16 protein-coding genes are annotated in these 14,176 nt (G+C 70.7%); 8 read left to right on the top strand and 8 right to left on the bottom strand.

The features are described 5' to 3' along the window. Positions 1 to 8: 8 nt before the first annotated feature. The 3 genes from ACIOD2_RS39330 to ACIOD2_RS39340 all read right to left on the bottom strand — a co-directional run bounded on the left by ACIOD2_RS39330 (position 9) and on the right by ACIOD2_RS39340 (position 2,764). Positions 9 to 1,268 carry an MFS transporter gene (locus ACIOD2_RS39330; protein ID WP_400550007.1) on the bottom strand — a complete coding sequence of 420 codons (1,260 nt, stop codon included), beginning with the start codon at positions 1,266 to 1,268 and terminating at the stop codon, positions 9 to 11. A 422-nt stretch (positions 1,269 to 1,690) separates the two neighbouring features. Then, complete coding sequence (locus tag ACIOD2_RS39335) at positions 1,691 to 2,365, bottom strand: Crp/Fnr family transcriptional regulator (RefSeq protein WP_003081747.1); 675 nt, start codon at positions 2,363 to 2,365, stop codon at positions 1,691 to 1,693. A gap of 147 nt (positions 2,366 to 2,512) precedes the next feature. After that, positions 2,513 to 2,764, bottom strand: a complete 252-nt coding sequence (locus ACIOD2_RS39340) for a hypothetical protein (RefSeq protein ID WP_013230551.1) — start codon at positions 2,762 to 2,764, stop codon at positions 2,513 to 2,515. A 238-nt stretch (positions 2,765 to 3,002) separates the two neighbouring features. Here ACIOD2_RS39340 and nth point away from each other — a divergent pair, with 238 nt between their 5' ends. From nth to ACIOD2_RS39360, 4 genes are read left to right on the top strand one after another with little or no spacing between them, the layout of a single operon-like run. Beyond that, positions 3,003 to 3,686 carry an endonuclease III gene (nth, locus tag ACIOD2_RS39345; RefSeq protein ID WP_400550011.1) on the top strand — a complete coding sequence of 228 codons (684 nt, stop codon included), beginning with the start codon at positions 3,003 to 3,005 and terminating at the stop codon, positions 3,684 to 3,686. Continuing rightward, the gene (locus ACIOD2_RS39350; protein ID WP_400550013.1) at positions 3,683 to 4,294 is read left to right on the top strand and encodes a TlpA family protein disulfide reductase; all 612 of its coding nucleotides are present in this window, start codon (positions 3,683 to 3,685) and stop codon (positions 4,292 to 4,294) included. Before nth ends, ACIOD2_RS39350 begins: the two co-directional genes overlap by 4 nt. After that, positions 4,291 to 4,989 carry an NUDIX hydrolase gene (locus tag ACIOD2_RS39355; RefSeq protein ID WP_400550016.1) on the top strand — a complete coding sequence of 233 codons (699 nt, stop codon included), beginning with the start codon at positions 4,291 to 4,293 and terminating at the stop codon, positions 4,987 to 4,989. Before ACIOD2_RS39350 ends, ACIOD2_RS39355 begins: the two co-directional genes overlap by 4 nt. A 4-nt stretch (positions 4,990 to 4,993) precedes the next feature. After that, positions 4,994 to 6,178, top strand: a complete 1,185-nt coding sequence (locus ACIOD2_RS39360; protein WP_400550018.1) for a MarP family serine protease — start codon at positions 4,994 to 4,996, stop codon at positions 6,176 to 6,178. Here ACIOD2_RS39360 and ACIOD2_RS39365 read toward each other — a convergent pair. Beyond that, positions 6,175 to 7,056, bottom strand: a complete 882-nt coding sequence (locus ACIOD2_RS39365; RefSeq protein WP_400550021.1) for a GntR family transcriptional regulator — start codon at positions 7,054 to 7,056, stop codon at positions 6,175 to 6,177. The genes ACIOD2_RS39360 and ACIOD2_RS39365 overlap by 4 nt on opposite strands. A 109-nt stretch (positions 7,057 to 7,165) precedes the next feature. Here ACIOD2_RS39365 and ACIOD2_RS39370 point away from each other — a divergent pair, with 109 nt between their 5' ends. After that, positions 7,166 to 8,260, top strand: a complete 1,095-nt coding sequence (locus ACIOD2_RS39370; protein ID WP_400550023.1) for an FAD-dependent monooxygenase — start codon at positions 7,166 to 7,168, stop codon at positions 8,258 to 8,260. Here ACIOD2_RS39370 and ACIOD2_RS39375 read toward each other — a convergent pair. From ACIOD2_RS39375 to nhaA, 3 genes are read right to left on the bottom strand one after another with little or no spacing between them, the layout of a single operon-like run. After that, on the bottom strand, positions 8,247 to 9,176 hold the full coding sequence (locus ACIOD2_RS39375) for an alpha/beta fold hydrolase (RefSeq protein WP_400550025.1): 930 nt from the start codon (positions 9,174 to 9,176) through the stop codon (positions 8,247 to 8,249). The two genes, ACIOD2_RS39370 and ACIOD2_RS39375, sit on opposite strands and share 14 nt — an antisense overlap. 5 nt (positions 9,177 to 9,181) lie before the next feature. Beyond that, the gene (locus tag ACIOD2_RS39380; RefSeq protein WP_326944981.1) at positions 9,182 to 9,676 is read right to left on the bottom strand and encodes a phage holin family protein; all 495 of its coding nucleotides are present in this window, start codon (positions 9,674 to 9,676) and stop codon (positions 9,182 to 9,184) included. 59 nt (positions 9,677 to 9,735) lie between these two features. Then, positions 9,736 to 10,914 carry a Na+/H+ antiporter NhaA gene (gene nhaA / locus ACIOD2_RS39385; RefSeq protein ID WP_400550028.1) on the bottom strand — a complete coding sequence of 393 codons (1,179 nt, stop codon included), beginning with the start codon at positions 10,912 to 10,914 and terminating at the stop codon, positions 9,736 to 9,738. A 184-nt stretch (positions 10,915 to 11,098) separates the two neighbouring features. Between nhaA and ACIOD2_RS39390 the strand changes: the two genes are divergently transcribed. Continuing rightward, on the top strand, positions 11,099 to 12,565 hold the full coding sequence (locus tag ACIOD2_RS39390; RefSeq protein ID WP_400550030.1) for a peptide MFS transporter: 1,467 nt from the start codon (positions 11,099 to 11,101) through the stop codon (positions 12,563 to 12,565). Here the strand turns inward: ACIOD2_RS39390 and ACIOD2_RS39395 are convergent. Then, positions 12,562 to 13,269 carry a VIT family protein gene (locus tag ACIOD2_RS39395; RefSeq protein WP_400550032.1) on the bottom strand — a complete coding sequence of 236 codons (708 nt, stop codon included), beginning with the start codon at positions 13,267 to 13,269 and terminating at the stop codon, positions 12,562 to 12,564. The genes ACIOD2_RS39390 and ACIOD2_RS39395 overlap by 4 nt on opposite strands. Positions 13,270 to 13,341: 72 nt before the next feature. Here ACIOD2_RS39395 and ACIOD2_RS39400 point away from each other — a divergent pair, with 72 nt between their 5' ends. Continuing rightward, on the top strand, positions 13,342 to 13,695 hold the full coding sequence (locus ACIOD2_RS39400) for a cupin domain-containing protein (protein WP_400550033.1): 354 nt from the start codon (positions 13,342 to 13,344) through the stop codon (positions 13,693 to 13,695). Positions 13,696 to 13,737: 42 nt separating this feature from the next. Beyond that, positions 13,738 to 13,959 carry a hypothetical protein gene (locus ACIOD2_RS39405; RefSeq protein ID WP_400550035.1) on the top strand — a complete coding sequence of 74 codons (222 nt, stop codon included), beginning with the start codon at positions 13,738 to 13,740 and terminating at the stop codon, positions 13,957 to 13,959. Positions 13,960 to 14,176: the final 217 nt, after the last annotated feature.

Here is a 14,176-nt window from a genome sequence, read left to right on the forward strand (position 1 = left end):
AAAACGGCTCAGGCGCTGGTCAGCGCCACTTTGGTGGCAGCGGGCCTGGTGACCGGCCGCATCGTGCCGCGCAGCAGCCAGACGACGCCGGCGACCACCACCCCGGCGACACTCGCCACCAGGAACGCCGTGCTCGGGCCCGCGTGCTCGACGACGTACCCGCTGACCGACTGGCCCATCGCCAGTCCCAGCGTCACGGCCGTCAGTACCCAGCCGAACGCCTCCGCGGCCGTGCCCTCGGGCGCGACCACCTCGATCGCCGCCGAGTGGGCCGTGGACTGCGGGGTGATCAGCGCGCCCGCGACCAGCATCGCCAGCCCCAGGCCCCACAACGAGGACGGCCACGCGAGCAGCGCCACCAGCGCGCCGAACCCGCCCAGCAGCACCGGCAGCCGCAGGCCGAGCCGGCGCGGCCACGGTGACAGGCTGTACAGGACGCCGAACGCGACCGAGCTCAGCGACCACGCCGACAGCAGCAGGCCACCCACCGAGGCGTGCCCGGCTTCGGTGGCCGACGCCGGCACGGCGACCTCGACGAACCCGATCACGATGCCGAAGCCGAGCGCGGCCACGGCGAGCGTCCGCATGCCGGGGCTCGACAGCGCGCCCAGCAGCGAACCACGCGAGCTGACGGCCGGGCCCCAGGCCCGCACGGCCGGGCTGAGCGCGAACAGCACCGCGCCGGTGAACTGCAGGGCCACCCCCAGCACCAGGCCGGTTCCCGCCCACGGAGCCAGGACCAGGATCCCGGCCACACCGGGGCCGAGGATGAAGAAGACCTCCATGCTGATCGCCTCGTACGAGAGCGCCGCGTTGCGCGCGCCGCCCGGCGGCAGCAGGCGGGTCCACAGCGCCCGCGACGCCGACCCGACCATCGGCTCCGAGAGCCCGGTGGCCGCACCCAGCATGACCAGTACGGCGGTCGGCGCGTGCGACTCGATCGCGGTGACGAGCGCGGTCATCAGCAGCGCCAGCAGGACGGCGACGACGAGCAGCGGTCGCGTCGGCCCGAACCGGTCGATCAGCCTGCCCTGGATCACCGCGCCCACCGAGACACCGGCGAGTGAACCGGCCGAGACGAGCCCGGCGGCGGCGAAGGAACCGGTCTCACGCTGGACGAAGAGCAGGGCCGAGATGCCGATCATGGCGATCGGCAGGCGGGCGAGCACGGACGCGACGGCGGGCCGCCGGGCCGCGCGGGTCGTCAGCGCGGTGCGGTAGTCGGCGAGGGACGTGCGGCTTTCGTGGTTCGAGGCAGACTGGGACACGCGTGCCAGTATGCCGCAGAGTGGTACGTCAGTACCAGTTATTTGACGGTCAGGTGCATCACCGGCAAACTGGAATGGATCTTGCCGCTGAAGCGGGACGGTCTCGATCAGGTAACACTCACGACATTCTCCGTGGACTCCTGCAACGAAACGGCGCAGGCGGCGTCCTTGAGAGTGAATGGCCTTGAATTCGTGGGTATGGGCCGTGATGGTTGAACAACAGCACAGAAACCCAACTCCCTCCGGCATACGGGTCGGGGCCTGGTTCGGAGGGTGGGGAGCGCGGATCGTCGGGGGATGGTCCGCGCGACGAACGAAGAGCCGGTGCGCCACGTCGGGGGTGGCGCCCGGCTCTTTGTTTTTCTACGAGAAAGGCCTCCTGACCCGCAGGTCAGGAGGCCTTTCTCGTAGAAAAGGGGAGATCAGCGGGCGCGGCGCGCCAGGCGCTCCGGGTCCAGGATCAGGACGCTCTTGCCTTCCAGCCGCAGCCAGCCGCGGTGCGCGAAGTCGGCCAGCGCCTTGTTCACGGTCTCGCGGGAGGCGCCGACGTACTGGGCGATCTCTTCCTGCGTCAGGTCGTGCGTGACCCGCAGCAGGCCCGCCTCCTGGCTGCCGAACCGCTGCGCGAGCTGCAGCAGCGCCCGCGCCACGCGGCCCGGGACGTCGGTGAAGATCAGCTCGGCGACCATGTTGTTCGTCCGGCGCAGGCGGCGCGCGACCACGCGCAGCAGCTGCTCGGCGATCTCCGGCCGGGTCGAGATCCACTGCCGCAGGGCCGGGCGGTCCATGGTGACGGCGCGGACCTCGGTGACCGTGGTCGCGCTCGACGTCCGGGGGCCGGGGTCGAAGATCGACAGCTCGCCGAACATGTCGGACGGGCCGAAGATGCCCAGGAGGTTCTCGCGGCCGTCCGGGGACTTGCGGCCGATCTTCACCTTGCCGGACTGGATGATGTAGAGCTTGTCGCCGGGTTCACCCTCGTTGAAGATGACATGGCCGCGGGGGAACTCCACGGATTCCAAGGTCTGGGCCAGCGCCTCCGCCGCTGCCGGCTCCACACCCTGGAAAATGCCCGCACGGGCCAGGGTTTCGTCCACCTCGGGTGCCTCCTCGTCGAGAAACGATCACGCTCGGCGTCGGTCGCAGAGCGTGACGCCAGTCACTTGCGCGTCAGTCTAGGGCGTACAGCCGAGATCGCTCGCCGGGCGCGCGGCCCGCCAAACGATCTCGTCCGAACGTGGAGCCTAACTCCGCACGCGACGCGCGCGTAGCCTGGCTGCCCGTCCGCCCAGCCTACGCAGCCGGAACAGCTCCAGCGCACGGCCGATGCCGTGCCCGTAGAGCGCCCGCACCTCGTTGGGCTGCGCCTGCTCGAGGAACTCCTCGACCTCGTTCTCCTGCACCGCGACGTGCTTCAACCGGCTCTCCACCCGCTCCATGAACAGGGCGAAGAACATGATCACCAGGGGGACCAGGATGACGAACCAGACGGTCATGATCGGCCCCCCATACGCAGCCCGAAACACTCAGTGAAAAGCATCTACTCCAGATCCTCGCTCATGGCGGCCGGAAACTGCGCCGAGGTGGTGCTCTGGCGTGTCGGTCGTCCACCGGTGCTGTGCCCGGCTCGTCCGACGGCGCCCGTAGGCTATCGGGGTGCCACCTGCCACCACGAACGCCCCCCGTGAGGGCGCTGGTGAAAGCCGGTTAGCTCTGGTGAGACGCGCCAGGCGGATGAAGCGTTGCCTCGACGACGTGTATCCGGACGCCCACTGCGAGCTCGACTTCACCACACCACTGGAACTGCTCGTCGCGGTCGTCCTGTCCGCGCAGACCACCGACGTCCGGGTGAACCTCGTCACGCCCGCGCTGTTCAAGCGCTACCGGACCGCCGCCGACTACGCCGGTGCCGACCGCCCTGAGCTGGAGGAATACCTCCGTTCGACGGGCTTCTACCGGGCCAAGGCGAACTCCGTCATGGGGCTCGGCGCGGCCTTGGTCGAGCGCTTCGACGGCGAGGTGCCCGGCAAGCTCGACGACCTCGTCACGCTGCCCGGAGTGGGCCGCAAGACGGCCAACGTCGTGCTCGGGAACGCCTTCGACGTGCCGGGGATCACCGTCGACACCCACTTCGGACGGCTGGTCCGGCGCTGGGGCTGGACGGCGGAGGAGGACCCGGTCAAGGTCGAGCACGCGGTCGGCGAGCTGATCCCCCGCAAGGAGTGGACGATGCTCTCGCACCGGGTGATCTTCCACGGCCGTCGTGTCTGCCACGCCAAGAAGCCCGCCTGCGGTGCCTGCCCGCTGGCCAAGGACTGCCCGTCCTACGGCACCGGCCCGACCGGGTTCGAGGAAGCCGCGAAGCTGGTCAAAGGCGTCGAAAAGGACCACATCCTGGCGCTGGCGGCGCCCCGGTGACAACCGTCACCAAGTGGGCGCTGGCCGCCGCGGTGCTGGTGGTGGCGCTGATCGTCGCGCTGCTGCCGCGCGGGGGCTCGGACTCCGCGGCGACGCCGCCGGAGGACCTCGCGCCCGCGCGGTCCGCGGCGGCGCTGCAGCCGTGTCCGCCGTCGAGCCCGGCGGCGCCCGTGAAGCAGCTCGACGGCGTCCGCGCGGACTGCCTCGGTGACGGCGGGAGCGTCGACGTCGGCAAGGCCCTGGCCGGTGCTCCGGTGCTGGTCAACGTCTGGGCGTCGTGGTGCGAGCCGTGCAAGACCGAGCTGCCCGTGCTGCAGGAGTACACGAAGCAGCCGGGCGCCGTGCGGGTCCTCGGCGTCCAGGTGCAGAGCCCGGCGGAGGACGGCTTGAACCTGCTGGCGAAGCTGGGCGTGCACCTACCGTCGGTGTTCGACGGTGGCGGCCAGGCCGGCCCGGTCCGGACGGCCTTGAAGGTGCCCTCGTCGCTGCCGGCGTCCTACCTGGTCACCGCCGCGGGCGAGGTGCGGTTCATCGCGAACCCGCGCGTCTTCGGGAACACTGACCAGGTGCGCGCGGCAGTGGCGGGGACAGGGGAGGGAACACCGTGATCGGACCACTGGTCGAGCCGGAGTCGGTCCCGGAATGGCTCCGGCCGCTGGTCAAGGTCAGCGGCGAGGTCGACTCGAAGACGTTCACCCGGTTCAGCCCGCCCGACGGCGCCTACACCCGCTCGGCCGCGGTGCTCATCCTCTTCGGCGAGAACGACGCCACCGGCGAACCGGACGTCCTCCTGCAACGGCGCGCCGACACGCTGGGTTCGCACGCCGGCCAGGTCGCCTTCCCGGGCGGCGGCGCCGAGGACGGCGACGGCGGCCCGGTCGGCACGGCGCTGCGTGAGGCCGAGGAGGAGACCGGCGTCGTCCCGTCCGGTATCCAGCCGGTCGCGGTGCTGCCGGAGCTGTTCGTCCCGGTGTCCGCGTTCGCCGTGACGCCAGTGCTGGCGTACTGGGCCGAGCCGTCGCCGGTGCACGCGGTCGATCCCGGGGAGACGGCGTCCGTGGCCCGCGTCCCGGTGGCCGACCTCGTCGACCCGGCCAACCGCTTCACGGTCAAGAAGGCCGGCGCGCCCTGGAAGGGCCCGGCCTTCGAGGTCTCGGGCCTGTTCGTGTGGGGCTTCACCGCCGGGTTGCTGTCCGTGCTGCTCGGCCTGGGAGGCTGGGAGCGCGCATGGGACTCGGACGACGTCCGGGACCTCGACGAGGCGCTGGCCGCGTACCAGGCGCGAGTAGCGGGCGAGGAGTGAAACCGTGAACTGGGTCGATGTGCTGGTGTTGCTGCTCGCCGTGCTGGCGGCGGTGTCCGGCGCATACCAGGGCGTGATCATCGCGCTGCCGTCGCTGGTCGGCGTGGTGCTCGGCGCGATCGCGGGCATCAAGCTCGCGCCGGTGGTGGTCTCGTTCTTCGACGACCCGGTGTGGAAGGTCGCCTTCGCCGTCGCGACCGTGGTGTTCCTGGTCGCCTTCGGCGAGGCGATCGGCGTCTACGTCGGCCGGCGGCTGCGGCAGAAGATCAACCCGGACAAGCTCTCCGGCATCGACAAGACGCTCGGCGCGATCGTGCAGGCCGCGGTCGTGTTCGTGGTCGCGTGGCTGCTCGCGACCTCGCTGACCACCGTGTCGGCCATCCCGTGGCTGCCCAGGGCGATCAACAACTCGGTGGTGCTCGGCAAGGTCAACGACGCCATGCCGGCGGCCGCGCAGGACCTCCCGAGCCAGCTGCGCAAGCTGCTCGACGCGTCCGGCTTCCCGTCGATCACCGACCCGTTCGAGAAGGCCCCGACGGCGGACACCTCGCCGCCGGACCCGGCGCTGCAGGGCAGCGCGACCGTCCAGCAGCTGCACGGCAGCGTCGTCAAGATCCGCGGCACCGCCAGCTCCTGCTCGCGGTCGCTGGAGGGCAGTGGGTTCGTGATCTCGCCGCAGCGGGTGATGACGAACGCGCACGTCGTGGCCGGCACCGACACCGTCGGCATCGAGACCACGCAGGGCGACTACCCGGCCCGGGTCGTCTACTTCGACCCCGAGGTCGACATCGCCGTGCTGGCCGTGCCGCGGCTGCAGGCCCCGGCGCTGCAGTTCGCGCCGGAAACCGCCCGCGCGGGTGACAGCGCGATCGTGCTCGGCTACCCGCTCGACGGCCCGTACCGCGCGACCCCGGCCCGCGTGCGCGGCCGGATCAACCTGCGCGGGCCGGACATCTACGAGGCCAACACCGTGCAGCGGGACGTCTTCACCGTCCGCGCGGAGATCCGCAGCGGCAACTCCGGCGGCCCGATGGTGACCCCGGACGGCCGGGTCATCGGCGTCGTGTTCGGCGCGGCGGTGGAGGACCCGGAGACCGGCTTCACGCTGACGGCCGAGCAGGTCCGCTCGGAGGTGGACGCGGCGCCGTCGCAGGCGACGAACGTGTCGACCGGCTCCTGCGCCGCCTAACGCCCGTACCGCAGCGCGAGGCCGTCCAGCAGGGCGCGCAGGCCCGACTCGAAGAGGTCGTCCAGGACGAGGTCGTAGCCGTTCGTGCTCAGCTCGGTCATCATCCGGGCGAAGGTCGGGTGGCCGCTGACCATCGCCGCCATCGCGGGCGCCTGGCGGTCGATCCACTGTTCTTCGGACAGCCCGGACGCGGCGAGCGCGTGCTGCTCGCGTTCGAGGTGGATCGCGACGCCTTGGACGTAGCTGAAGAACAGCACGTGCAGGTCGCACAGGGTGGCCGCGTCGTCGTCCAGCTCGGCAAGCGCCGATAACGCCCACTCCGCGTGCGTCGCGAGGTTGCGCAACGGCAGCGGGCGGGTGATCGGCGTGAGCTGGGCCAGCCACGGGTGCCGCCGGTGCAGCGACCAGAGCGTCCGGCCGGCCAGGGTCAGCCGCTCACGCCAGCCGTCCTGGGTGGTTTCCGGATAACCGCGCTCGCCGTACGCGGTGTCGGCCATGAGCAGGACGAGCTCGTCCTTGCCGCGCACGTACCGGTAGGGCGCCATGGCCGCGACGCCGAGCCGGGCCGCCACCCCGCGCATGGACAGCGCGGCGAGCCCTTCGACGTCGGCGATGTCGATCGCCGTGCGCACGATCCGGTCCCGCGTCAGCCCCCGGTGCCCGCCGCGGTGGTCCCGGCCGGCGACGACCGTGCCGGACCGCGGCTCCGCGCGCACCAGCCCTTCCTGGTTGAGCAGGGCGAGCGCCTTCGCCGCGGTCGCCATCGCGACGCCGTGGTCGGCCGCGAGCCGCCGGGTCGAGGGCACCCGCGCGCCCGGCGGGAGCTCACCGCGCGCGATCCGGCCGCGCAGCTCCTCGGCGATGACGACGTACTTCACGGCTGCCTCCTGACCTAGCACAGATGGCCATCTGTACTAGTACAGAATTGGTCTTCGAACTGGGAGAACTCCAGTGTGGTTCGGGCAAGCGTACAACTCTGGAGGAAGCATGCGGAACGTACTGATCTCCGGCGCGGGCGTCGCCGGCGGCGCCCTGGCCTGGTTCCTGGCGCGCGACGGCTGGACGGTGACCGTGGTGGAGCGCGCGCCCGGCCCGCGCACCGGCGGCCAGGCGATCGACGTGCGCGGGGTCGCCCTCGACGTCGTCGACCGGATGGGCCTGGGCGAGCGGATGCGGGCGAAGCGGACGCGGATGCGCGGGATGTCCGTGGTGGACGGGGCCGGGCAGGAGCTGTTCCGGTCGGAGGAGTTCACCTACAGCAGCGGACGGCTCGACAGCGACGACTACGAGCTGCTGCGTGACGACGCCGTCGCGATCCTGCACGAGGCGACCGCGGACCGCGTCGAGTACGTCTTCGGCGACTCGATCACGGCGTTGACCGAACAGGTGCACGGCGTGCGCGTCGAGTTCGAGCACGGCGGCTTCCGGACGTTCGACCTCGTCGTCGGCGCGGACGGCCTGCACTCGGCGGTGCGGCGGCTGGCCTTCGGCCCGGAGGAGCGGTTCAGCACGCACCTCGGCCAGTACCTGGCCATCTTCCCGACGGCGAACTTCCTCGGCCTCGAGGACTGGCAGATGTGGTTCCGGCACGAGGAGACCGGCGGCGCGATCTACCCGGTGCGGGACAACACCGAGCTGCGCGTGACGCTCGGCTTCGGCTCGGAGCCGCTGCCTCCGCTGACCGTCCCGGAGCAGAAGCAGCTGATCGCCGAGCAGCTGGCCGGCCTCGGCTGGGAGGTCCCGAAGCTGCTGGCCGCGATGGACGAAGCCGAGGTGTTCTACTTCGACGCGATGGCGCAGATCCACCTGGACCGCTGGTCGGCGGGCCGGATCGGGCTGCTGGGGGACGCCGGGTACTGCGCGTCGGCGCTGTCCGGCCAGGGCACCAGCGTGGCGCTCGTCGGCGCGTACGTCCTGGCGCAGGAGCTCGGCCGCGGCGGGCACGAGGAGGCGTTCGCGGCCTACGAACGCCGGATGCGGCCGTTCGTCGCGCTCAACCAGGCGCTGGCCACGGAGAACCCGACCGGCGGACCTTCGGAGGAGTCGCTGGCGCGGGCGAAGGACGCCATCACGCTCGGCTGAGGAAGTCCGCGAGGGCCGCCGACGTGCGGTCCGGCACCTCGAGGTGGGGGAAGTGCCCGACGCCCGGCCAGAACTCCGGCTCGGCGTGCGGGCCCGCCCAGCGCACGGACGACGTCGCCGTCTCGGGGAGGATGCAGGTGTCGTCGGCGCCGTGCAGCTGCAGCGTCGGCGCCGCGATCCGGCGGCCGACGGCCTCGGTGAACCGGCGGCCCTCGCCGCGGAACTGGGCGCGGAACGCCCAGCGGTAGTACTCCAGCGCGCTGTGCGCGACCCCCGGCACGAGCATCGCCTGCCGGAACGACGCCGTGCTTTCGGAGAAGTCCGAAGTGGACCGCCAGGTCTCGCCGGCCCACGCGGTGAACAGGTCCTCGACGGCCTGGGCGTCTTCACGGACCAGCCACTTCTCCGGCGCCACCGGCATCTGGAAGCGGAAGAGGTGCCCGGCCGCGCGGCCCTGCCCACGCCAGAGCGTGCGGGCGATCGACGACCGCAGCGCGAGCGGGTGGGCGCCGCCGATCGCCGTCACCGACGACACGAGCCGGGGGTGCAGCGCGGCGACCGTCCAGGCGAGCATGCCGCCCCACGCGTGCCCGACCAGGTGCGCGCGCCGCGCGCCGAGGGACTTCACGAGCCCGCCGATGTCCCCGGCGAGCGTCCAGGCGTCGTAGCCCCGCGGTGGTTTGTCGGAGTCGCCGTAACCGCGCAGGTCGACGGCGACCGCGCGGAACCCGGCGTCGGCCAGCGCCTTCAGCTGGTGGTGCCAGGTCCACCAGAACTCGGCGAACCCGTGCAGCAGCACCACGACGGGTCCCTCGCCGAGCTCGGCGACGTGCAGCCGGATGCCGTTCGCGGAGACGTCGCGGTGCGCCCACGGTCCGTCGATCCGGACGATCGACGGGTCGGGGGACGCGTGCAACGAATTCAGTCGCGCGTGGTGGTCAAGTCGGCTTCGGGCGCCTTCTGCGGCTTCAGCGCGGCGGCGGTCTCCTTGACGCTGGCGATCGTCCGCTCGGGTGCCTTGAACTTCTTCACCTTGCGGTAGCCGAGGAACCCGGCCACGCCCGCGACCAGCAGCATCAGGAAGAACACGATGCCGAACGCGATCCAGCGGTAGCGCACCCACTCCGCCAGGCCTTCGGCCGCGAAGAAGAACAGGAAGAACGTGCTGTACAGGAAGACCGTCAGCGCGATCAGGAAGTAGACGGCGCCCTTGAGGCCCTTCTTCACCTCGCCGACCAGCTCGGACTTCGCCAGCTCCATCTCGGCCCTGACCAGGGTGGAGATGTGCTGGGTCGCGTCGCCGACCAGGCGGCCGAGGGACTGGTCGCCGGGGACGTCTGTGTCGGAAGACAGCGGGAGGTAAGGCACGGCCCCCACGCCGTCGGGGCCGGTGCGTTCGTGTTTGGGGCTGCTCACCGGGTCATCGTGCCATGACGGCCTGGAGCGGGCGCGGCGGCGTGTCCGAGTGTCGGCGATCAATCCGCTTCGGCGTGAACCTTGCTTCGCCGGAGAAGCATCACCGCGGCCAGCAGGGACGCGATTCCGGACGCGATCAGCACGGCCGCCTTGGCCAGTTCGCTCGCCTCGCCGGGCAGCGCCAGCTCCGCGATCAGCAGGCTGACCGTGAACCCGACCCCGCCGAGCACCGACAACGCGCCGATGTCACGCCAGCCCACGTCCCGGGGCTTCTCGGCGACCTTGAGCTTCACGGCCAGCCAGCTCGCGCCGAAGATCCCGACGACCTTGCCGACGAGCAGCCCGGCGAGCACAGCGAGCGGCAACGCCGTCGTGAACACCTTGCCGAGCGAGTCGCCGCCGACCGAGATCCCGGCCGCGAACAGCGCGAAGACCGGCACGGCCACGGCCGCCGACCACGGCTGCAGCCGGTGCTCGAGCCGCAGCGCCGGCGCCTCGGCCTCACCTTCGTCGGCCCGGACGCGGGTGAGCAGGCCCAGCGCGACGCCGGCGATCGTCGCGTGGATGCCCGCCGAGTGCACCGCCACCCAGGTGACCAGCGCGAGCGGCACGTAGATCCACGGCGTCCGGACCCGCCGGTGCTGCAGGTAGGCGTACAGCGCGAGCGCCACGACGGCGACGGCCACCGCCACGAGGTCGAAGCCGGTCGTGAAGACGACGGCGATGACGACGATCGCGCCGAGGTCGTCGACGACGGCCAGTGACAGCAGGAACACCCGCGCGCTCGAAGGCAGGTTGGACGCCGTCAATGCGAGCACGCCCAGCGCGAACGCGATGTCCGTCGCGACCGGGATGGCCCAGGCCCGGTCGATCCCCGGCGTCCCCCAGCCGACGCCCAGCGCGACCAGCGCGGGCACGATCATGCCGCCGACCGCGGCGACGACCGGCAGCACGGCCTGCCGGAACCGCGACAGCTCGCCGATGACGAGCTCGCGCTTGAGCTCCAGCCCGGCGACGAAGAAGAACAGCGCGAGCAGGCCGTCCTTGGCCCAGTCGCCGATGCTGAGGTTCAGGTGGAGGAGCTCCGGGCCGAGCCGGAAGTCGCGCAGCGCGTCGTAGCTCTCGCGCAGCGGGGAGTTGGCCCAGAGCAGTGCGACCGCGGTCGCACCCAGCAGGATCAGCCCGCCGGTGGTCTCGGTGCGCAGGTAGCGAGCGAACTCGCTCAAAGGACGGGACACGGCGGCTCCTGGGGTCGCTGATCACTGTTGCCGACCAGACTTCCCGGCGCACCTTGACGGTATTTTAATACCTTTCGTCACCGACCGTTATGGCGGGGACCACACCTGGTGCCGGTGGTGGGTCACACGTTGTGCTCATAACATGCGAACCGACAACGAAGTCCAGGCAAAGGAAGACTCAGTTGTGAGCACCTCCACCGAGGTCCAGCGGGACACGAGGTTCTTCGGGCACCCACGAGGGCTGGCGAACCTCTTCGGCGTCGAGATGTGGGAGCGGTTCTCCTACTACGGGATGCTCAGCATCCTGCCGTTCTACCTGTACTACGAGATCGACCGCGGCGGGCTCGCCCTGCCGAAGGCTCCGGCGCTCGGCATCGTCGGCGCGTACGGCGGCCTGGTCTACCTCGCGACCGTGGTCGGGTCGTGGGTCGCGGACCGGCTCCTCGGCTCCGAACGGACGCTGTTCTACAGCGCCGCGCTCATCATGCTCGGGCACATCAGCCTGGCCCTGCTCCCAGGCCTCGCCGGCCTCGGCGTCGGTCTCGCCTGCGTCGCGATCGGCAGCGGCGGGCTGAAGGCGAACGCCACCGGCATCGTCGGCACGCTCTACGCGCCCGACGACGAACGCCGCGACGGCGGCTTCACGATCTTCTACATGGGCATCAACGTCGGCGCGTTCGTCGGCCAGATCCTCACCGGCCTCGTCTGGGGCAACGAGAACGACCACCGGTTCCACCTCGCCTTCGGCCTCGCCGCGGTGGGCATGGCGTTCGGCCTGGTCCAGTACTCGCTGGGCCGGAAGAACCTGCCGGACAAGGCCGGCGAGGTGCCGAACCCGCTGCCGGCGTCGAACCGGCGGCTGGTCGTCGGCGGCGTGGTCGTCGTCCTCGCCCTGATCGTCGTGCTGCTGCTCAGCGGGGTCGTCACGGCCGAGAACCTGGCCGACGTCGTGATCTGGACGGTCGGGATCATCTCGGTCATCTACTTCGCGGTGATCCTGTCGAGCCGCAAGCTCAGCGGCGACGAGCGCAGCCGGGTCTACTCGTTCATCCCGATGTTCATCGCCAGCGCCGCGTTCTTCTCGCTCTACCAGCAGATCTTCACGGTGCTCGCGACCTACGCCGACACCCGGCTGAACCGCCGGATCTTCGGCTGGGAGATGCCGATCCCGTGGGTCGGCTCGGTCGGCCCGGTCTGGGTCATCCTGTTCTCCCCGCTGTTCGCGCTGCTGTGGACGAAGCTGGGTTCGCGGCAGCCGTCGTCACCGCTGAAGTTCGTGGGCAGCACGATCGTCATGGGCGTCGCGTTCCTGCTGTTCCTGCCGTTCACCGGCACGGGCACGAACGGCACGCCGCTGATCGCGATGGTGCTCATCCTGGCCGTGTTCACCCTGGGCGAGCTGGGGCTGTCGCCGGTCGGGCTGTCGCTGGCCACGAAGCTGGCGCCGGAGGCGTTCCGCACCCAGATGGTCGCGCTGAACTTCCTGTCGATCTCGTTCGGCACGGCCATGTCCGGCAAGCTCGCCCAGTACTACTCGCCCGACCACGAGGGCGCGTACTTCGGCATCGTCGGCGGTGTCGCCATCGTCATCGGCATCCTGCTGTTCGTCGCGTCGCCGTTCATCCGCCGGATGATGAAGGGCGTGCACTAACCGACGGTGACGCCGAAGAGCACACCGACGAAGTACGTCACCACCATCGTGAGGGCACCGACGCCGACGTTCCGCAGGATCGCGCGTCCCACGTTCGCGTCGCCGAGCCTCGCGCTGACCAGCCCGGTCAGCGTGAGGCCGACGACGACCGCGGCCGCGCACGCCCAGACCCGCAGTGAGACGCCGGTCCAGGCGATGGCCAGGAGCGGCAGCAGCGCGCCGACGGAGAACGCGGCCAGCGACGCCCACGCCGCCTGCCACGGGCTGGTCAGGTTGCCCGGATCGATGCCGAGCTCGGCCTCGGCGTGCGCCTGCAGCGCGTCCTTTTCGGTCAGTTCGCGGGCGACCTGCCGGGCCAGCTCGGGTGAGAGGCCCTTCTGCCGGTAGATGTCGGCGAGCTCGTGCTCCTCGGCCTCCGGCATGGTCTTCAGTTCCTGCTTCTCCAGCCGGATCAGCGCCTGCTCGGTGTCGCGCTGGGTGCTGACCGAGACGTACTCCCCGCCGGCCATGGAAAAGGCCCCGGCGACGAGCCCGGCGATGCCGGCGGTGAGGATCGTGGTGCGTTCGGTGGTCGCCCCGGCGACCCCGACGACGATGCCCGCGACCGACACGATCCCGTCGTTCGCCCCGAGAACCCCGGCGCGCAGCCAGTTGAGCTTCCCGCCCACACCTTCGTGCGGCTCATGGGGGTGCGTTCCGATCACCCGCCAAGTGAAACACAACCGGGTTCCTGAGAGAGTCCTCAGTGGACTTCTCGCTCAGCGGGACATTCGGTCATGATGGGCGGCATGGACGAGCAAGTGTGGCAGCCGCTGGTCACGGTGGAGGGCCTCCCGCTCCAGGGCGGCGAGGGCCGGTTCCGGCTGCTGGAGACCGCGGACTCGGGCCTGGCCTACCTGATCCACTACCCGGCCGGGGTTTCCTCGCCCCTCCACACGCACGACCACGACTCGATCGTGTACGTCCTGTCCGGTCGCCTGCGCGGCTCTGTCGACGGGGTTGAGTCAGCGCTGGAACCAGGCGACTCGGCGGTGCACCCGCGCGGGGTGCCCCACCACGTGGAGGCCCTGATGGACTCGATGTGGGTCGAGTTCAAGTCACCACTGCCCGCTCAGCCCCCGATCGCCTGACACGTGTCGCAGCCGGAACCCACCCGCGATCAGACGCGCCGAGTGCTCCTCGATCTCACCGAGGGAAGGCTCACGCCGGAGCAGGCGTCCGACTGGGCGACCCCATGGCTCACCGAGGAGGCCGGAGAGGTCCACGACGACCTGGTATGGGACGCGATCGGGGCACTGGCCGGAGCCGACATGCTGGTCGCTCCGAGCACGTTCCTCTACGGCCCACTGGATTTCCAAGCCTGGCTGGACGACTTCGACGCAGGCCGGGCCTGATTAACGGTCGCCAACCCGAACGCGGCACAGGAACCACGCCGCTCTGCATACCGCGTGTCGACTCTCTAGACACGCGTGTCGACTCTCTAGACACGCGTGTCGACTCCTTAATCACGCGTGTCGGCCGTTCAATCACGTGAGCTAACCGTTCGATCACGTGAGCCGACCCTTCGGATACGCGAGGCCGACCCGCTGGGGGCGTCTTCCGATCGTCCAG

It is taken from the genome of Amycolatopsis sp. NPDC088138, from assembly GCF_044741685.1.
Classification (GTDB): domain Bacteria; phylum Actinomycetota; class Actinomycetes; order Mycobacteriales; family Pseudonocardiaceae; genus Amycolatopsis.